Raw genomic sequence first — 19,800 nt, forward strand, 5'->3', positions numbered from 1 at the left:
GTGTATTGCTGTTTAATCGCGTCATTCCTTTTTATGCCCTTTTAAAAAGCAGCTAAATAGCAATTTTGCTGCTTAACTTCCTACCTTTATTTGAATTGACTGTTTTTTGATAGTTTATTCAGTTACTTATCAGTTTGCATTAACAAACTATTAAGCTTGGTTATGTAAAATACAGCTACTTTTTTCGTACCATCTTTAGCTAGTACGATCATCTTTAAGTATTAACTGTATTTTAAATGGAACTGTTAAAACTATGACCGCTCATCGGATAACCCACGCTGTACATCACTCTCTTCCACTTTTTATTAAATCAACGCTGTGCATCTCTATTTTATCTGTGATTAATCATGCATATGCTGATGAAGCAGAAGATAAAACATTAAAAAGCAAAGATATGGAAGTCATTGAGGTGCGTGGTATTCGTTCCAGTATGGCGGCTAATTTAGATATAAAGCGTTTATCGAGCTCTGTGGTTGATGCCATAACAGCAGAAGATATTGGTAAGTTCCCTGATAAAAATGTCGCAGATTCATTACAACGCGTACCAGGGGTCGTGATTGACCGTGACGGAGGCGAGGGCTCATCGGTAAGTATTAGGGGGTTATCATCTGAGCTAACCTTTTCTCAGCTAAATGGTAATTTTATTGCGTCATCACCAGGTGAGCCATCTCGTTCGTTTGATTATGCATTACTGCCCTCAGCCATGATTGAAAGCGTGGAAGTGTATAAATCACCAGAGGCACGTTTAGATGAAGGTGGCGTGGGCGGCACGGTATTAATGCATAGTCGTAAGCCGCTAAGTATGGATGCAAACTCAGGGGTGATTAATATTGAAAGCACTTATGCCGATGTGACTGAAGAGTCTGAGCCCCAAGTAACCGCACTTTATTCTTGGAAGAATGAGGCTGATACTTTTGGTGTGTTGTTTGGTTACACCTCACAAAAACGCACTAACCGAACTCTCTCAGGAGGCACAGATGCAAACGTATGGCGCTTTGTCGGTGATAACCCGATAGATACCAATGGCGAGCTGGTTGATAATAATAATCAGTGGGGCTCAATAAGTGATGCTCAGGGTAATAGTTATGACGATGTTTGGTTTCCTCAAGTGGTTCGTGGCTCAATTGTAAACGAATTACGTGAGCGAGAAGGAGTGCAATTTAGCACGCAGTGGCGCCCAACCAGCCGTGTTGAAATTGGCTTTAACTATTTTGGATTTTCACTTGATAAAAATAGAACTGAGTCGGTGATTGATATACCTGAATGGTCTTTAAATCCAGACTTTTTAACCGATGTAAGTTTGGATGAGTCGGGCACTATTATCAATGGGATGCAATTTGATGCAGCTGCGAGTGGCGCAGAGAATGATATGCAATTGCCGTGGATGCGAGGCTCTTATGTGCGTGAAGAGTCGACCTCAGACACCTTTGATTTTAATTTAACCTATGAAGGCGATTATTTTAAAGCCCGTTTTGTGGCGGGCAATACGCGCTCTGAAGGCGGGCCAAAGGAGAGTTGGGAAGCGGCGTATAAAAGTTCAAACGCCGGTGAAAATGAAAGCCGTATAGAAAATGCATCGCAAAAAGCGGGTTGGCAAATTAATGAAAACGATATTAGTTTAAATATAGACCCTAATACGCTAGCTAACTTACTAAATGGTGTGGGCGGTGGGCGCGATCCAGGCTCGTCAAATTCAAGCTTTGTGCGCAGTGAACTCGAAGAAGATTACTATCAAGCTGACTTTGATATTTATACCGATTGGGGAATTTTAAGAACAATTAAAACAGGGGTTAAGTATCGAGAAGCTACACTGCATCGCGAAACCGGTAATACCTTCTTTTTAGATCCTAACTTTGATATTGCTGCAGCAGAAGCCAGCGAGGGGGGGATCACACGTTTTGACAGTTATCAGTGGAACAACGGTATGCCACTAGCACAAGACGTGTTTATTAACGAAGGTAACATTGCGGGTGGTTTTAATATAAACCAAATGCCTGGTATTGATTGGCAAAAATACCGCGATATTGTGACCAGTCATTATGTGCCGTATACACGCAAAGAAGATAACTTTATTTATGATATTGAAGAGCAAATAGCGGCGTTTTATCTGCAAGGTGACTTTGAGTTTAATAGCGTGCGAGGTAATTTAGGGGTGCGGGTGGTGCGCACTAAAACCATGACATCATCAACCGACCTATATACTTATTTATTAGATCATACCAATGATGACAGCGGCGAGCCGGTAACCGGAGATGATCGATTTGTTGAAGACTATCAACTTATTACTCAAGAGAGTACCGATACTCAAATTCTTCCTAGCTTTAATATTGCATGGGATATAAGTGATGATGTAGTGGTACGAGGCGCGGTTGCTAAAGTGATGTCACGACCTGATTATGCCGATTTAGGCGCACAACAACGCATTACGTTTGTCTCAGATGAGTGGGCAGACGATAGAGCTGAGTTTAATGAAATCCCGGGTTTTAGTGGCAGTGGCGGTAATAAAAACTTAAAGCCATTTGAGTCGGTGCAAGCTGATTTATCTATTGAATATTATTACAGCGAAGGCTCTGCCATTGGTTTAGCATTGTTTCATAAAACTGTTGATAATTTTGTTGTTCCCTTAGTTATTGACGTACAACAAGATTTTGCTGGTAAAGAGGGCATAGTTGAGGCAGGAAATATTACTGTATCGCCATATAGCACAGTAGGTAATGGCACTGATGCCGTATCTAAAGGGGCGGAAGTATTTATACAGCATGCCTTTGATAGTGGTTTTGGTTTTTATGCAAACTACACTTATAACAAAACCAATAAAGCCGATGTAAGTGTTAATGGTAAAGAGTTTGGCCAATCACCATTAATAGGCAGTGCTAAGTATCAATACAATACCTCGATATATTATGAGGGAGATGCCTTTAATGTTCGTGCTTCTTATAATAAACGCGGTGAAACCGTGTTGGGTTTAAACAGCGGCTTAAATGTATACCAAGACCCATACGAGCAAGTTGATGTAAATGCTTCGATTAATTTATTAGAGGATTTGAGTTTGACCGCTGCAGTTATTAATTTAACTAAATCTGAGTCGGTAAAGCGCCTAGGTAATGATACAGAGTCTCGGTTATTAAACTCAAGCTATTCGGGAAGACGTTATTATGCGGGCATAAACTACCGTTTTTAAGCTGAGTGTGTTGAGTTTGGGTAAACAAGCTGCTTTGTTGCTGTTTTAGCTTTTTCTTGTAAGTTATTACTTTATAATGAGCGTTATAAAAATTATAGAATTAATAATAACAGAATTGAAATGAGTGATTTAACGGCAATAGCCAACTTATCTATTTTATTAGTTGAGCCTTCTGAAGTTCAGTAAAAGCTAATAAAAAATCACTGGCTCAGTGCGGTGTTACACAAATTGAAACGGCCAGCACTCAAGAAAACGCGCTGGCTGCTTTATCAAATTATCACCCTGATTTAGTCATTAGCAGCCTGTATTTAAGTGATGGCACAGCTGATTCTTTATTACAGGCAATACGCAGTAATAGTAATACCGAGCAACAAGTGGAACTAGAGCACTTTGATGTGACGCTTCTTAGAGTGCTTGTGGTTGATGACAGCCGTTTTGCGCGAAAACATATAATACGTGTCTTGGCGGGGATGGGAATTCTAGCACCGGTAGAGGCCGAAGACGCTAAACAAGCGATTGAAATGTTAAACAGCCAATCATTTGATTTAATTGTTACAGACTACAATATGCCAGAAATGGATGGTAAAGAATTAGCTGAAACGGTAAGGCAATCGAATGCATACTCGCCTATTCCAATTCTGATGGTGAGCTTAGAAGCTAACGATACCCATTTAGCTAATATTGCTCAAGCGGGTGTGGATACAATATGTGACAAACCGTTTGAGCCTGCTACGGTGCGCGATTTACTCTTTAAAATCATGAGCTAAAACATAACTATAAAAGCACTTTTTAACTAAAGTGCTTTTAAGTAACGCAATGAAAAATTGAGCAGCTTGGCGGCCGGCAAGGGCTTACTTAAATAAAATCCCTGAGCAATATCGCAGTTTAGCTCGTTGAGTAAATCTAGCTGCTCTTTGGTTTCTACCCCCTCAGCCACTACTTTTATTTCTAGGCTGTGTGACATAGCTATGGCCGCTTTCACTAAATTACAGTCTGCCTTGTTATCTGTTATGCCAGTAATAAAGCTGCGGTCAATTTTTAGCACATCAAAAGGGTATTCTCGTAAGTAACTTAATGATGAATAGCCTGTGCCAAAGTCGTCCATTGACAGCTTTATGCCCAGCTCATCAATTTGCAATAAGGCATCATGAATTGACGCTTGGCTATTCATCAGCACCCCTTCGGTAATTTCCAGCTCTAAACATTCATTATTAATACTATTTTTATGCAGAGTGTGTTTAATTATATTGACCAGTTCCGGGTCTCTGAATTGGCGCGGTGATAAATTAATCGCCATGGTATAGTTTTGCTTGTTAATTGATTGCCATTCATTTAAAAAGCGTAAGGCTTGTTGAAGAACAAATACACCAATAGGCGCAATTAAGCCGGTTTGCTCTGCAATTGGGATAAACTCATCTGGGGTGATTTCCCCTAACACTATATTATGCCAACGAAGCAAAGCTTCAGCGCCAACGATAGTGTTTGTTTTTACATCTATTTGTGGTTGGTAATAAAGCTCAAATTCATTACGCTCTAGTGCACCATGCATTTGCTCTTCTATTTCAAAGCGGCGACGCATGGCGACGTTCATTTGTGGGGTGAAAAAAGAGAACGTGTTTCGCCCCATGGTTTTTGCTTGGTACATAGCGGTGTCGGCATTTCGTAACAACACCGAGGCGCAGGTGCCATCCTTAGGGGAAATAGCAATACCAATACTTAATGTCAGTATTAAGTCTCTACCTACAAGTTTAAATGGTTTCTTAAATGCTTGAAGTAACCGCTCAGCAATCGCTAAAGCATCGCTTTCATCATTTAAATTGGATATTAAAACAATAAACTCATCGCCGCCCAATCGGCCTATTGTGTCATTTTTTTTAAGTGTTTGCTGTAATCTTGCTGCTGCCGCAATTAATAATTTATCCCCCACTTCATGGCCTAAAGAGTCATTTACTTTTTTAAAGTCATCAAGATCTAAAAAGAACACGGCGGCTTTTTCGTGGCTCTTTTGTGCTTCCAGTAATATTTGTGATAAGCGGTCTAGAGATAAAAAGCGATTAGGCAAATCGGTTAAACTATCAAAGTGGGCCTGATGGCGAATTAGTTCAGCGGAGCGGTGTAGTTCGCTAATATCACGAATAATCACCATAATTTGGTTTGTTTTGGGCAATAAACGCAATCTCGCTTCGTAATAAATTACGCCTTCAGGCATGCTTAATTCGTATTCAAAACTGACCATACTGTCTTGTGCTATCGTTTTTTCTATATGAACCTGAAACTTTTGCGCTATTTTTTCAGGTAATACATCCACCATTTTTTTACCAATAAACTGGTTAGGTGAAATATATAAATCGTTTTCATTGTTTGCATGGTAGTCAGTAATAGTGCTATTTTGCTCTAGTACAAAAAATAAATCAGGAATTGCCTCAAATAAAGTTTTGAGCATGGTGGCATTAAATACGGCTTCTGCTTGTGCTTTGTGAACCTCAGACAGATCAATATCAATACAGTACATTTGTTTGGTATTGTACTGATTGGTAAACATAACATGGCTTGAAAATACGGCTACATCATTGCCATTTTTATGTCTGAGTATGAGTTCTGATGCGGGAATTTCAATATCATACTTAATCCAATTACTATGCGCTTTAATAACGGGCTCTCGCATTGGTGCGGGTATAATTAAATTTTCGAGTTTTTTGCCAATGGCTTCTTGGTGTGTATACCCATAAAGCAATTCACTGCCTTTGTTCCAATAAATAACACCTCTTTGCTCATCGTAACCTTGTACTGAGATAGAATCGACAGCATCAAAAAGCTGGTGCAATGGGTCATTTGTAACATATTGATGAGTCGGTATATTATTAGTTTTATTGGGAGCCATTAAATAGGTTCCAGTTATTGAATTACTTTATTTATATAATAGACATAAAATTGTGATTTAGCATGGTAAGCGGCGTTTCAATAAGTGATTTTTTATTGATTGAATAGATAGTGATTTGAATAAAACACAGGTAAGCACTTTTATAGTAAAGGCCAATAAACATTGGCCTTTACATTTTATTATTAGTTGGTGGGCATTAAATAGATTTCGCGTACGCTATTACGCTGATTAGCTTCAATGGCAAACAAAACGGCATCGGCCACGTCTTGAGGGTCGAGCTTATCTGGTTTTGCTTCATCAAAAAATGGTGTATTCACCATGCCTGGGGCTATGGTTGTACATCGGCCATGCCAAGGTTTCATTTCTTCTGCAAGGTTTTGACCAAAGCCATGGGCAAACCATTTAGTGGCACCATAAATAGAGCCGTCAATGGGTCTTCGCCCTGCTGCAGAGCTGGTTAAAATAAAATGTCCTTGGTTTTCACGTAAATGAGGCAAAGTGAGTTTAGCAGTCCAAAGCAATGCTTTAATATTAAGGTCAACCATGGCTGACCACTCATTGGGGTCGCCATTCTCTGTACCAGGTGATGACACCCCCATGCCGGCGTTAGCGAATGCTACGTCTAATCGGCCAAATTTTTCAACGCCTTTACTCACTACATTCTCAAGTTCATTAAATGCAGTGGCATCGGCTGAAACGCTAAATGCATTTTCATGGCCTAACTCGTCAACTAGTTTATTGAGTTTATCTTCGCTGCGCGCGGTTAAGATCACTTTGTGGCCATTATTAACTAATGTTTTAGCGGTTGCTTTACCTATACCACTCGAAGCACCTGTAATGAGGACTATTTTCTCTTTCGCCATGATTATTTCTCCTATGTTTACATATTCAAAATGAGGACAGTATTTACAGTAACTTTTATACTAACACTAACAGTGTGCGATTAACCCAAATTGAATAGATACATCAGAGAAACCTAACCTTTATTTAATGCTTTAATTTAATATAAAAACAATAGGTATAACTGATTTATAGCTATATACTCGCGCCGTTTTTAGTCATTAAGGTTAATTTGTGGGGTTAGCGTATTTAGCTTTGCTCCTTGTTAAATAGTGCTGAGTGTCAGCCCATTTTTTTGGAATATGTATGAAAGATAAACTTATTGTGTTTTGGCAAAGCCATTCAGAAACCATTATCACTTTGGGTTACAAAGTGGTGTTAGCCTTGGCTATTTTAGTTACGAGTGCACTTATTGCGCGCTCGGTTAAAAAAGCGATAAAAAACTCTAAGTCGCCATTAAAAAAGGTAGACGAAACACTTATGCCGCTGTTATCGAGCATTGCGGGGTATTTAGTTTACATAATTGCAGGGCTGTTTATTTTAGATATTTTTGGTGTTAATACGGCAAGCTTAATAGCGCTAATGGGCGCGGCGGGTTTAGCCATAGGTTTGGCGCTTAAAAACACCTTAAGTAATATTGCCGCTGGCATTATGCTATTAATACTTAGGCCATTTAAAATAGGCGATTTTGTAGATGCAAGCGGCACGCTTGGCACAGTAAAAGAAATAAACTTATTTACGACCATTTTTAAAACCACCGACGGCCTTTATATCGCATCGCCTAACGGTAAAGTATGGGGCGGCAACATTAAAAACTTTACCCGTAACGGTAAAAGGCGTATGGATATAGTGGTGGGAATTTCGTACGCCGACTCTATTGATGTAGGCTTAAATGTACTTAAAGAACTCGCCGAATCAGAAAGCCGACTACTCGCAGAGCCTGCACCTAAAGTAATGGTTACCTCAATAGGCGAAAGCGCAGTAAATATACAATTACGTGCTTGGGCTGTAAATGGCGATTACTGGCAAACCGTGTGGGATTTAAATAAACGCGTTAAAGAGGCCATAGAAGGCGCGGGGCTGAGTATTCCGTTTCCGCAGCGAACGCTGCATATATCTGAGTCGATGGCATCGGCACTAACGGTTAATACCAATCCGCAATAATACTTAATCATTTTGCGGGGCTAAACGTGTCGCTACCTGCGTTAAAAAATTCTCATTTAGAATAACTAAATAACGAATTTTTTGCCTAGTTATCAACACGTTTTTCCAGCCTCAAAATAGATCACTTAATTAAGCGAATTGGTATAAAAAACGTTTAAACTCTATTAGCATAAGCATAAATAAAAATAGCGAGCCTTGGCTCGCTATTTTTGTATTAACCTTTGTGTTGGTTGATGTATTAACCTTCTAATTGAAAGTCGTACACTGAGCCTAAATTAAGCAGTTGGGTTAACTCATCAAGCGCTTGATAACTTTCGGTTAATAACGCTGGATCGGCAAAGTCGTTAGCACCGAGTTTATCGCGGTAATGGCGCGTAGCCCAATCACATAATTGGGTGTACTTTTGCTCATTTAAAATAACCTCTGGATTTACCGCTGCTAATTCTTGACTATTAAGCGCCACACGTAAACGCAAACAAGCAGGTCCGCCGCCATTTTGCATGCTTTGGCGTAAATCAAAAAACTGTACTTGATTTATGGGGTTATCGGCAATAATCATTTCTTCAATATACGCTTTTACAGCAGGATTACGCTGGCATTCTTGTGGAGCAACGAGCAACATTTTATCGTCACTAAGGCTAACCAGTTGGCTATTAAATAAATAGCTACTAACAGCATCTTGAATACTCACTTTGCTGGTTGGCACTTCAATAATATAAAGCTGTTTGTTACCTACATAAGCTTCGCGGATATCGTCTAATGCTTGCGTTTGATTTAAAAACGCCTGCTGATGGCATAATAAAACATTGGCGTTACCCACCGCGATTACATCATTATGGAACACCCCTTGGTCAATCACATCAGGGTTTTGTTGTAATAGTATTTGGCTCGATTCTTTTAAATTATGTAATCGGCAAATGGCTTCTGAGGCCTCTAATGTTTGCCTTGCAGGAAACTTAACCGGTTTTGGTAGTTGGCTGTTAAAGGCACTTGCGCCAAATACAAACATTTCTAGGCCTTGCTCGCCGTGGCTGTCGCAAAGTCGGGTGTGGTTAGCTGCCCCTTCGTCGCCAAAAAAGCCCTGATCGGGTAAATGTGTATGGTGTGCAAAGTAGCTATCGTTATTAAACATGGCTTTTAGTAAGCGGGTAGTGGTAGCTGGCTCTAGCGAGCGATGGAACTTATTGTTTAAATTAGCTGAAGTAAAATGCACTTTGCCATCGAGGGTATCTGGCGAAGGTGACACAGTGGCGGCATTGGCGGTCCACATTGCAGAGGCCGAATAACACGCGCGCAATAAAATAGGGTCGGCTTTAAATGCTTTTTGAATAACTTGCGAGTCGTTGCCAGTAAAACCTAGGCGACGTAGTACGTTTAAATCGGGGCGTGCGTGGGGTGCAAACACACCTTGTGTTAAGCCTTTGTCGTGCATGGCTTTCATTTTTTCAAGGCCCTGTAACACAGCTTCTTGTGGGTTTGAAATACTCGCCGCATTGTTTAACGAGGCAACGTTACCATACGATAAACCCGCATAGTTGTGAGTAGGGCCAACTAAGCCATCAAAGCTTACTTCTAAGGCGTGCATACACGTTCCAATTATATTGTTTTTAGTTACTTAACAATACAACGCAATGGCTGTGCTTGCAAAGTATATAAATACCAAATCTATTGGCTGTAAACTCGCTCTTTGTCGCACGTAGTATGGGTATTACTCGGATCGTTTACCTGCCATACGCTAATGTCTAAACGCCAGAGTAGGTAGAGGGTGTGGTATAGGTTAGCCATGGTATTTTCCTTGAAAGTTTCACTGAACACATTGTTACTGTGGAAGAATTATGCCAACTGTTAATTAAATATTTTATGAATATAAATCAGGTATTTATTAAACAACTAAAAAATAACTTTTAAACGTTTAGCACCACTTTGGGGCTAAAAGGCCTAAAAGTTGCACCAAAATGCCACGCAGCAGGTGCGTGGCTTGGGTTTTTACGCTGTAATTAGCGCCCTACCTTACCTTTTACTAGCGGGTCGAACGACAGCACACTAAATTTTCCTTGGCTGGCATTTTTACCGTTATTTAATACTGGCGAGCGATGTAGCTCATTTACGGTAAAGTATATTTTATGATCGGCGCCATAACTAAAGCCATCTGGCCAGCTTAAGCGCTCGTCTTTAAATAATACTTGGTAGTTACCACTTGGCTTTACTACGCCAATTGCGCCATTGGTTATGTCGGTAACATACACATTGCCACCGCCATCAACAATAATGCCATCTGACATGGGTTTAGAGCCGTAACGCGTTACTTTACTCTCAAGGGCGCTTGCGCTCAGGCTTTTATTGTTAATATCGCTTGTGGCAATACGGTAAACCGACGTGCCAGACATAGAGCCAAAGTAAAGCCACTGTTCGCTTGGGTCGAGTGTGATTGGGTTTACGCCTAAACGAGCTGGTTGACCGCCTAGTTTCATGGTGCGCCCTTCAATGACCATGTCGATGTTTTCGGCTGTGGTGTATGAGCTATTTTGTAATACTCTGCGCGCCTCACCAGTTTTTAAATTTACGATAATAATAGCGGCTTGGCTGCCTTGTGCGGTGTCGGCAATGTATACAACACCGTGTTTATTATCGATGACTAAATCGTTTAAAAACGAGGTGTCGGTAATGGTGGGTTTAGCTAAGTAAATTATTTTATATAGTTGCTCTTTATTGGTATCCCAACCGATTAAACGCCCAGCATGATCAGGGCCTGATGTATCAAGCATCCATAATACGCCATCGGCTGATACATTTATGCCAAGTACATCGTAAAACCCTTTGCCGTTTTTATACGCGTATGCCCATTCTTCATTAGGGTAGGGTTTGGTGGTGCCATCACTTAATAGCTCCATAATTTTTTGTTTTTGGCCGTAAAAACCATGTACCGATAAAAACTTACGACCCGATGGCGTAATAGCAATATTACCCGGTGGGTGTTGCGTGCCAAATGTGGCGACTGTTTTTAAATCAGCATTTTGATTAGCGGTATTAGCAAACACACTGCTGGTTAAAAACGCTGCACTGCAGGCTGCAATTAAAAGTAATTTTTTAATCTTGAGCATGTTTAAAAGCCTTCTAAAACAAGTTTACCGCGTGAGGTGTGCGATTCTAAAATTTGATGCGCTTTATATAAATTAGCGGCGTTTATTGGGCCTAAATTTTGCCCAAGTGTGGTTTTAAGCGTACCTGAGTCTATCAGCTCACTAATTTCATTAAGTAAGGTGTGCTGCGCTGTTATATCGGGTGTAGTAAATAGCGAGCGGGTAAACATAAACTCCCAATGGACCGATATAGATTTAGGTTTAAATTTTAAAATATCGAACGATGTAGGGTCATCTATTAGCGCAAATTTACCTTGGGGCTTAATGCACTCCACTATTTGGTCTTGGTATTGGTCGGTATGAGTTAATCCAATAACGTAATCAAACTCAGCTAAACCGAGCTCTTTGCGCTGCTCGTTTAAGTTTTTAGAATGATCGAGCACGTGATCGGCGCCTAACTCTTTAAGCCAGGTTACGCTTTGCTCGCGTGATGCAGTACCAACCACATTTAGCCCAGTAAGTTGCTTGGCAAGCTGTACTAAAATAGAACCAACGCCACCTGCGGCGCCAATAACTAAAATAGATTGCTGAGTATTTTGCTTATTTTTAGGCACTTGCAGGCGGTCAAACAGCATTTCGTAGGCGGTAATACTGGTTAGAGGCAGTGCTGCGGCTTGTGCGTCGGTTAATGTTTTAGGCGCACGCCCTACAATGCGCTCGTCAACTAATTGAAATTGCGCATTACTGCCTTGGCGCGATAAATCGCCGGCGTAAAATACACGATCCCCCACATTAAATAACGATACTGACTCGCCAACGGCTTTTACAATGCCAACGCCGTCCCAACCTAATACTTTGTAGCCTTGCTCTGGCGCTACATTTGCACGTATTTTTGTATCTACTGGGTTTATTGAAATAGCATTTACTTCAATAAGTAGGTCGTGCCCGGTAGCGGTTGGGGTATCAAGCTCAATTTCTTGTATAGAGCTTGTTGTAAGCGTTTTAGTGTTTTTGCTGTATCCAAATGCTTTCATGTGCGTTCCTGATGATTTTAACTAGGGCTTGTTGACCTTTCAGGATTAAAATTTGTTCAACCTCGAAAGATAAACAGGCCCTAAGTACTTTTAACTTAATAAGTACTATAGCTCAGTTGAAAAATAGAAAAAGACATGAAAAACTAAAGCACTTTCAAATTTTAATTGAAAATATGCGATCATTTAACGATATTCAAATTTTTATAGATGTAGCTAGTTGCGCCAGTATTTCTGAAGCCGCACGGCAAAACGCGCAAACCCCAGCGGCGGTAAGTGCAGCTATTAAGCGCCTAGAAAAAGATTTAGGAAACGTACTGTTTATTCGCTCAACCCGCAGCTTACGCTTAAGTGTGGCAGGAGAGCAGTTTTTAACTTATGCCAAAGATTCACTTTCGCTTATTCAACAAGGGGTAGCCGCAGTGCAAACTGCAGTAGGCGAAGTAACAGGGACACTACAGGTATCGGCCCCGTGTGATTTAGGGCGAAATAAACTAAGTGAATGGCTTAATGAGTTTTTAGCGCAATACCCGAATGTAAAACTTAAACTGCACTTAAGTGACGAAGTAAGCGACATTTATAGCCAATCAATTGATATTGCACTGCGCTTTGGTGTACCAAAAGAGTCGCAGTTAATTGCAGCGCCACTATTTTTAAATAATGCGCGTATTTTAGTGGCCTCTGCTGAATATGTAGCAAAAAATGGATTGCTTACACACCCCCTTAACTTAACGCAGCACACCACCATTACCTTTATGCGTTTTGGTGAAGTGTTTAAAGAGTGGCGTTTTTATAAAAATGGCGCAGTACAAAAGGTACATCTAAATTGCCAACATATAGTAAACGATGGTGAAATGGTGAGGCGCTGGGCGCTAGAGGGCAAAGGCATTGCGTATAAATCGTACTTGGATGTCATTGATAATTTAGCAAGCGGGGAGCTCGTTCATTTATGCCCACAGTGGCAAAGCGATCCGCTACCGCTTTATATGATGTACGCCGACCGACGCCAAATGACCCCGGTGATCACCGCATTTAGGGCGTTTATTCAACAAAAAATAACCGCGTTAGTTGGCTAACTCATCGTCGCTTTTAGTATTTAAATCGTTTACTACTAAATCAAGCAGCTGCATAAGCTGTTTGGCTTGCGTAGGGTCTACACTTTCAAACTTACATAATATATTTTTTGGAATATCAGCGGCTTCGTTTTTAAGGGCTTGCCCACGATGGGTAAGCTGAATTAGGCGCTTGCGCTTGTCGTGTTCGTCTTTAATAACAGCCAGCAGAGACTTTTCGGTCATTTTTTTGAGTATTTGGGTCATAGCGCCGCCATCAATAGCGGTTTTATCTATTAGCTGCGCTATGGTTATTTTGTCTTGCTCCCACAGTGCCATCATTACTACATATTGCGGATACGTTAAGTTAAGTGCAGCCAAAGGCTCACGGTAAGCGCGTGCAATGCTATTTGATGCCATATATAACCTATGACACAGCTGATTTTTTAACTTTAATTGCTCAAACGACATACCTAACTCCTAAATACCTTAAATTCAAAAAACATTTTAATTTGCATGCAAAGTATTTGCAATCTCTAATTATCCGCTCTATTATTTTGCATGCAAATTAAATTAATTGATAAACTTTGGAGTTCACTATGAATGTATTACAAAACGTTGCCTACACGGCAAAAGCAACTGCAACCGGTGGCCGTGAAGGTGTAGCTAAATCTGACGATGGCCGTTTAGATGTAAAACTATCAACCCCAAAAGGGCTAGGTGGCGACGACGGACAAGGCACAAACCCAGAGCAATTATTTGCAGCAGGTTATGCTGCCTGTTTTATTGGTGCACTTAAGTTTGTAGCGGGTAGCGAAAAAATTGCCCTGCCAAGTGATACTTACATTAACTCTGAAGTGTCTATTGGTGCGATTGATGCCGGTTTTGGTATTGCTGTAAAATTGGCTGTATCACTAGGTGATATGGACAAAGCAGCGGCACAAGCCTTGGTAGAGAAAGCACATCAAGTATGTCCATATTCAAATGCAACTCGCGGCAATATTGAAGTAGAGTTGTCGGTTATTTAATTAACCCCTTTATATTGTTTATAAAAACACGCCATGAGTGATCATTGCGTGTTTTTTATTGGGCACATCTCTAAAAAGCCAAACTTGAGTTGACGCGGAAAATAGATAACTTTACCTGTATATATGAAATTTCATATTTTCACTACTCCATATGTCTTTCTTTTCATATATTGTTGTATGCAAAACAAGACTACACTGTATTAATAAACTAAATCCTCTGCATTTTTTTAAATGTATCGCTGATGACACCCGCTTAAAGACAATACTGCTTATTGCGCATGAAGATGAGTTATGTGTATGTGAATTAGTGGCGGCACTTGATGTAAGCCAGCCTAAAATTTCACGGCATTTAGCTGTATTACGTCAATGCGGTTTGCTTGCTGATCGTAAGCAAAATCAATGGGTGTTCTATAGCTTAAATAAATCACTACCTGATTGGGCGAAAGATGTAATTACAAAAACATTACATGCCACCCCTACATTTTATGAGTATCAATTACAGCGTTTAAATGTGATGGCCAAGCGTCCCTGAACTCTGATTAAGAGATTTACTAACACATTGAATCAATAAAAGATATTTGTGTTTATTTATCTCTAGCTAGAGATTTTTAGTGAAAACAAGGCGAAATTACGTGTCAATAGTCGCCTATTGCAAGTAAATTCAACGCAGTTAGCGCTGAAAGTAGCTGCTTGAGATGGATTTATTATCCGGAGTTCAGGTTAGCTAGCATAACAACGACAACAAGAATGAGTTCAATAGACATCTTCAACGCTGGCGAGAGTGTTTTATCTTCTTGTAACTGAATTTTAGTTTGCTCAACTATTTTAGTGATATTTATGCTGTTTAAATTCATTAAAGCTAGAGCGATAGGGTAATCGCTCTAGCTTGGCATACTGGCAGGATCAGCAAATAGCTAAAAATGATCCTTAGAAAATAGTTTGTCTTAATGAAGAGTTACATTTTTTGTAGCTTTAATATAGTCTTTGAGGGCTTAAAATACGACTGGTGATTTAATTAACGCCTCAATTTATACCTATATTACTGCAGAGTAAGCGCTACATAATAAAATAATACGACTAAGTGCCATGCTAGAATGGCGAGCGTATTGCGAGTATTATGCAAAGAAGCAATGTTTAGCATTATTTATTCCACATAAGGGGAAATTAATGGCAGCAGTAATATTTTTTGGAACTAAAAATGACCAGTAATAATCAAGCTACAAATAAGCGTAAAAAAAATAATCCGCTTATCGAAATAGTCTTTAATATCATCATCCCTTCAGTCATTTTAATGAAGTTTTCTGGCCCTGAATATTTAGGCAGTGTGGCTGGTTTAATTGTCGCGCTTATATTCCCCATTAGCTATGGGATTTATGATTTTATAAAAGCGGGCTCATTAAACTTCATCTCGCTTTTAGGCTTTTTAAGTACTTTGCTTACCGGTGGTATTGCCTTGTTTGAGCTAAACGTTGAGTGGTTAGCTATAAAAGAAGCAGCTATTCCGGCAATCATTGGTTTTACCGTGTTGATGTCGGGTTTTTTTGGTAAACCCCTGCTAGCCAAACTTTTATTAAACTCACTTTTATTTAAGCTAGATACTATTTACGATGCCTTAGATGCACGAGGCAATACACAAAGCTTTAAACAAAAGATTACTAATGCTAATTACTTATTAGCGCTTACCTTTGTGTTTTCATCTACGATGAATTACATCCTTGCTAAATGGATTGTTACCAGCCCTGCAGGCTCCGTTGAATTTAACGAACAGCTTGGCGAAATGACGTTACTGAGTTATCCGGTAATTGCTATTCCGTCTATGCTCATGCTCATTGGTATTTTTGTTTATGTAATTAAAGTACTAACTAAATTAACCGGTATGAAGTTTGAAGACATGGTTAATGCTGAATAGGGTTATCCATAATCTATAATAAAAAGCCGTTGTTAAATAATAACACCACTCGTTTAAGAACGAGTGGTGTTATTTCGTTTATATCTAACCGGATATTTTTGTGTCTTTGCCAGCACCGCTCGCGGATAAGCTTTTCGCTTTCTTTTCTCCGGTAATATTAGCCGTTTACCGTTTTCACGTAGTTCTTTTAGCTTTTTAGGGATTGTCCCTGGGCTTTCGACCTGAACACCATAAAAACTCGTCTTGTATGAGATATAATGCGTTAATAAAACTGATGCGTAATGGCTCAACTTTATGGGCTTTAGCCATCTCTGCCATTTCTAGTCTCACGATATTATATGATGTCAGAATACCCCAGAGCTCTTGATAAATACCTTCCTGTTTCAAGCTCCGTAATGCTGGTTTATTTGAGAGTTGGTATTGCTTGAGCTCACCATAGCCTCGCTCTATTTCCCATCGTTGCCAATACACATCGAGTAGCGCTTTAAGCGGGTACTTTTCTGGACAGGCGCATGAGGTGAGCTGATGCAACCGCGCGTGTTGATTGGCAAAGTGCCTGTAAACAGTATGAGCAAATAGCACCCCTTAATAAGACTCAATTAAGAGACTTTGTTGATGCGCATTTTATAACAACGCTTTTATTAACCATGAAAGGGACTGCAAATACCACCAGTGTAAAAGGCTACATAAACTCACTGTGGAGCGGCCTGAGCAGCGTTTTTTTGTTGATTATAATCATAAGGTATCTAAGCCGTCTGCTATTTTAAGTGCAGCGGCAAGTACCCCGCTTTTTGTTAATTTAGCCTCGCAACAGCAAGCTGAACTGGTTGCAAACGTATTGAGCGAGCAGTTTTTAAAAGTAGGTGGTATTGTAACAACGGTTGTTGATACTCCACAGCAATGGGACAGCCCGAATGGCTGGGCTCCATTACAATGGTTTGCGGTAAAAGGCTTGCGTAATTATGGTATTGATCAATTAGCTACACGCATAATGAAGAATTGGCTAACAATGGTAGAACAAGATTTTATTGAAAATAAATGCTTGTTGGAGAAATATAACGTATGCACACCGCAACAAAAAGCCAGCGAGCGGGGGTGAATATCAAGTACAACAAGGATTTGGTTGGACTAACGGTGTTACATCACGCTTTTATACCCTTTTATAGGGTAACTAAACTCATTGGCTCATACCAAAGAAGCATTGTGTTTTGTAGTTAATTTAGGTAATGTGGCGATTGTTGTAAATTTAATGTTTCAAGGGTTGGTTATATGTTTAAAAAAAGCTCGGCTTTTATTAAGACAACGCTTCAATCGTCTTTCCATTCTCAAAACTACACAGTTATTTTAAGAACACTTCAAGCCATTTTTGGTGATATAAAAATGGACAGTACTATCCCACATATTGATCAGCGTGGTGCTTATGACATTTTTCTAATTGATGGGTCTAAAAATGATTGGCAGGACTTGATCCCAGCAGATTTAATTTGTTTGGCTAAACAGCATAAAGTTGTGCTTTTTAATGTAGAACTAGAGCAAGTATGTGAAAAAAACTTATTAATCAATCATTTTAATGGGGTATTTTATAAATCGGCAGCAGCAGAAGATATATTTAAAGGCTTAGTAAGAATTTCTACTGGTGAGCTTTGGTTTACTCGTAAAGTAATCTCTAAGGTCTTTAATGATATTCTAAGTGTCGCCTCTTCGTTTAGCTCCTTAAGCGAAGACATCACATTAAATGAAGCTGACTATAAACATTTAACTAAACGAGAAAAGTCGGTTATTCATTTAATAGCACAAGGAGCGAGTAATAATAAAATAGCGGACAAACTAAACATTAGCGACCACACTGTTAAAACTCACCTTTATAGCGCATTTAAAAAAACTAATTCGCGTAATAGAGTTGAATTGGCCAATTGGGCGCAAAGATATATTTCAGTATTATTACCCGTTGAGAGCTAATCGTTATCTGTTTGGCCACATCAATGACGTTGTGGCCATCTACAAGAGTACGTTAAGTTGCCTGTTTAGCCCATAAGCCTTTATCAATACCTTTGGTGATAAGATCTGTAAGCGCTTTTTCTATTGCTTGCGTTACGCAAATGCTCATTGGTTCATTATCACTAAAGCCCGCCTCAGCTTCCGCCAGACGTTTATAGCTAACATACCTAAAAAAACCTGCTCGCATTTCTTGGCTCAATACTTTTTTGCTGGTGGCTACTGATAACAATACCTGGCCAGTTCTTACATCTACGGCACGTAAATAGATTGATATTGCATCTTCACGATATAGCTCTGATGCGCCAATACCAAAATATTCCATTCCTAAGCCACCCGTTTTTACATTAGTGTCGTAACTAATTATACCGCCTTCTAAAATGATTTTCGCAGTGGTTAACGGCGGTAGCTCGCCTTGATTAGGGTTAGTCGCTTGTGCCGCTCTAATAATTTTTCGCTCAGTCAAAATATTTTGCAAACCCTCACGTTCAACCGGCGTAAACCAGTCAGACTCATGTAATGCTTGCACTAGAATAGAGTTTGCACCTTGAGTGACTGCCGTTGAAAAAGAGCTAACATTAGTCTGTGGTTTATATTGACCGGTTTGATCGCGAAATGAATAAACCGAGACTGGAATGCTGCCCGCAGGTTTAGGTAAGCTTTTTAAATCAGAAAAAACATCTGTTGGCTCTAACGTTACCGCACTTTGTTTTGACGGAGGGATTAAATTACCCATAGTAGAGCAACCACTAAGAGAAAGAGCGATTGTTATTATTATTAATTTATACATTATCCAAACCTCGGTACTTCGATAACCACAACCGAGTCATCAATTACATTTGTTATTCTAACCGTGATAGTGTCGGTTGTACTGGTGATCACTTCTATTTGATAATCACCGCTCATAAAAATGGAGTCTTGATTAAAAATACTGTCTTCAATATTTTCCCCAAAAGCCATGTCGGTGATTTCTCTCACCATTCGATTTAAGTATGTCCGCTCTAATGAATCTTTAAACTGGTCTGCATACCCTTTTTCGACAACCGGCGCTTTATGTTTATTTTGTGCTTGTGCCTTACTAAGCAACATATTGGCATTGAGAGGGTTGCCACCAAAACTCGGGTTAATAGGGGTATAAATAATTTCAGTTGCGCAGACTGAAAAGCTTAAAGTTGTTATTATTGTTAATGCTATTTTTTTCATTGTTACCATCCATTCAATGCCATATCAGGACTCGCTGTTTGCATATTCGATCGCGCCATGGCGTCCATTACAGAGTGCACTGCTTGCTCTACTCGCTCGTCCAAAGGCTCTAACTTTCGTCCCAAATGGGTTGCATAAATAATCTTATGATTCATTATCAAAACTAATTTAGTACCAGCACGGGGTATAACCGTTTCTTTTATTTCTACATTAAAGCCAGCTGTTGAAGGCAGTTCACGCCAATAATTTGAAAATTCACTGTAAAATTGATACCCAAAGCGACTAATACTTTTGTTTAGTAATAATCCATCGATTTCTAAATCAGCACTGGCATTACTCAAAGGAGTAAAAAAAGTTAAAAGTATAAAAAGATAGATATATTGTTTATTTTCCATAGTTAAAATAAGGGAGAGGGTTACTCTCCCCATCTCATCAA

19 protein-coding genes and 1 pseudogene are annotated in these 19,800 nt (G+C 39.7%); 10 read left to right on the forward strand and 10 right to left on the reverse strand.

Translation table 11 applies throughout. The features are described from left to right. Positions 1–253: 253 nt before the first annotated feature. Positions 254–3,181, forward strand: a complete 2,928-nt coding sequence (locus BG00_RS15275) for a TonB-dependent receptor (RefSeq protein WP_036983752.1) — start codon at positions 254–256, stop codon at positions 3,179–3,181. A 120-nt stretch (positions 3,182–3,301) separates the two neighbouring features. Then, positions 3,302–3,948, forward strand: a pseudogene (locus BG00_RS15280) (response regulator). Between the two features lie 26 nt (positions 3,949–3,974). On the opposite strand, the gene BG00_RS15285 reads toward BG00_RS15280, so the two are convergent. Both BG00_RS15285 and BG00_RS15290 read right to left on the reverse strand, forming a co-directional pair. Next, the gene (locus BG00_RS15285) at positions 3,975–6,062 is read right to left on the reverse strand and encodes a bifunctional diguanylate cyclase/phosphodiesterase (RefSeq protein ID WP_036983753.1); all 2,088 of its coding nucleotides are present in this window, start codon (positions 6,060–6,062) and stop codon (positions 3,975–3,977) included. A gap of 182 nt (positions 6,063–6,244) precedes the next feature. Further along, entirely contained in the window at positions 6,245–6,925 is a 681-nt protein-coding gene (locus BG00_RS15290) for an SDR family oxidoreductase (protein WP_036983754.1), read from the reverse strand. A 283-nt stretch (positions 6,926–7,208) separates the two neighbouring features. Between BG00_RS15290 and BG00_RS15295 the strand changes: the two genes are divergently transcribed. Continuing rightward, positions 7,209–8,066, forward strand: coding sequence for a mechanosensitive ion channel family protein (locus BG00_RS15295; RefSeq protein ID WP_036983755.1), 858 nt, complete (start codon positions 7,209–7,211; stop codon positions 8,064–8,066). 238 nt (positions 8,067–8,304) lie between these two features. Here BG00_RS15295 and astB read toward each other — a convergent pair whose 3' ends face one another. From astB to BG00_RS15310, 3 genes are all read right to left on the reverse strand, one after another. After that, positions 8,305–9,651 (reverse strand): N-succinylarginine dihydrolase, encoded by a 1,347-nt coding sequence (gene astB / locus BG00_RS15300; protein ID WP_036983756.1) that lies wholly within the window; start codon positions 9,649–9,651, stop codon positions 8,305–8,307. Between the two features lie 412 nt (positions 9,652–10,063). Beyond that, on the reverse strand, positions 10,064–11,167 hold the full coding sequence (locus BG00_RS15305) for an L-dopachrome tautomerase-related protein (protein WP_036983758.1): 1,104 nt from the start codon (positions 11,165–11,167) through the stop codon (positions 10,064–10,066). A 2-nt stretch (positions 11,168–11,169) separates the two neighbouring features. Next, on the reverse strand, positions 11,170–12,180 hold the full coding sequence (locus BG00_RS15310) for a zinc-binding alcohol dehydrogenase family protein (RefSeq protein WP_036983760.1): 1,011 nt from the start codon (positions 12,178–12,180) through the stop codon (positions 11,170–11,172). Between the two features lie 173 nt (positions 12,181–12,353). Between BG00_RS15310 and BG00_RS15315 the strand changes: the two genes are divergently transcribed. Beyond that, a complete protein-coding gene (locus BG00_RS15315; RefSeq protein ID WP_036983763.1) occupies positions 12,354–13,253 on the forward strand; it encodes a LysR family transcriptional regulator in 900 nt (299 codons plus the stop codon). Here BG00_RS15315 and BG00_RS15320 read toward each other — a convergent pair. After that, positions 13,242–13,700 (reverse strand): MarR family winged helix-turn-helix transcriptional regulator, encoded by a 459-nt coding sequence (locus BG00_RS15320; RefSeq protein ID WP_036983764.1) that lies wholly within the window; start codon positions 13,698–13,700, stop codon positions 13,242–13,244. The two genes, BG00_RS15315 and BG00_RS15320, sit on opposite strands and share 12 nt — an antisense overlap. Before the next feature lie 128 nt (positions 13,701–13,828). Here BG00_RS15320 and BG00_RS15325 point away from each other — a divergent pair, with 128 nt between their 5' ends. From BG00_RS15325 to BG00_RS15335, 3 genes are all read left to right on the forward strand, one after another. Further along, positions 13,829–14,257, forward strand: coding sequence for an organic hydroperoxide resistance protein (locus BG00_RS15325; protein WP_036983765.1), 429 nt, complete (start codon positions 13,829–13,831; stop codon positions 14,255–14,257). A gap of 199 nt (positions 14,258–14,456) precedes the next feature. Next, positions 14,457–14,789 carry a metalloregulator ArsR/SmtB family transcription factor gene (locus BG00_RS15330; protein WP_036984063.1) on the forward strand — a complete coding sequence of 111 codons (333 nt, stop codon included), beginning with the start codon at positions 14,457–14,459 and terminating at the stop codon, positions 14,787–14,789. 666 nt (positions 14,790–15,455) lie between these two features. After that, on the forward strand, positions 15,456–16,166 hold the full coding sequence (locus BG00_RS15335; protein WP_016900505.1) for a VC0807 family protein: 711 nt from the start codon (positions 15,456–15,458) through the stop codon (positions 16,164–16,166). Between the two features lie 195 nt (positions 16,167–16,361). On the opposite strand, the gene BG00_RS17535 is transcribed toward BG00_RS15335, so the two are convergent. Next, positions 16,362–16,748: a transposase gene (locus BG00_RS17535; RefSeq protein ID WP_202807727.1), complete on the reverse strand. Its 387-nt coding sequence runs from the start codon at positions 16,746–16,748 to the stop codon at positions 16,362–16,364. Between the two features lie 115 nt (positions 16,749–16,863). Here BG00_RS17535 and BG00_RS18285 point away from each other — a divergent pair, with 115 nt between their 5' ends. From BG00_RS18285 to BG00_RS15350, 3 genes are all read left to right on the forward strand, one after another. Continuing rightward, positions 16,864–17,265: a trehalase family glycosidase gene (locus tag BG00_RS18285; protein ID WP_051498258.1), complete on the forward strand. Its 402-nt coding sequence runs from the start codon at positions 16,864–16,866 to the stop codon at positions 17,263–17,265. Then, on the forward strand, positions 17,222–17,332 hold the full coding sequence (locus tag BG00_RS18290; RefSeq protein WP_250654183.1) for a trehalase family glycosidase: 111 nt from the start codon (positions 17,222–17,224) through the stop codon (positions 17,330–17,332). Before BG00_RS18285 ends, BG00_RS18290 begins: the two co-directional genes overlap by 44 nt. Before the next feature lie 103 nt (positions 17,333–17,435). Continuing rightward, on the forward strand, positions 17,436–18,125 hold the full coding sequence (locus BG00_RS15350) for a helix-turn-helix transcriptional regulator (RefSeq protein ID WP_036983767.1): 690 nt from the start codon (positions 17,436–17,438) through the stop codon (positions 18,123–18,125). A gap of 52 nt (positions 18,126–18,177) precedes the next feature. On the opposite strand, the gene BG00_RS15355 is transcribed toward BG00_RS15350, so the two are convergent. From BG00_RS15355 to BG00_RS15365, 3 genes are read right to left on the reverse strand one after another with little or no spacing between them, the layout of a single operon-like run. Further along, positions 18,178–18,951 carry a CsgG/HfaB family protein gene (locus tag BG00_RS15355; protein WP_024602690.1) on the reverse strand — a complete coding sequence of 258 codons (774 nt, stop codon included), beginning with the start codon at positions 18,949–18,951 and terminating at the stop codon, positions 18,178–18,180. Then, positions 18,951–19,373 carry a curli assembly protein CsgF gene (locus BG00_RS15360; protein WP_036983769.1) on the reverse strand — a complete coding sequence of 141 codons (423 nt, stop codon included), beginning with the start codon at positions 19,371–19,373 and terminating at the stop codon, positions 18,951–18,953. Before BG00_RS15360 ends, BG00_RS15355 begins: the two co-directional genes overlap by 1 nt. After that, positions 19,367–19,759: a curli production assembly/transport protein CsgE gene (locus BG00_RS15365; protein ID WP_036983770.1), complete on the reverse strand. Its 393-nt coding sequence runs from the start codon at positions 19,757–19,759 to the stop codon at positions 19,367–19,369. Before BG00_RS15365 ends, BG00_RS15360 begins: the two co-directional genes overlap by 7 nt. Positions 19,760–19,800 lie beyond the last annotated feature (41 nt).

Origin of the sequence: Pseudoalteromonas sp. SCSIO_11900, assembly GCF_000576475.1 — a bacterium.
Classification (GTDB): Bacteria; Pseudomonadota; Gammaproteobacteria; order Enterobacterales; family Alteromonadaceae; genus Pseudoalteromonas; species Pseudoalteromonas tetraodonis.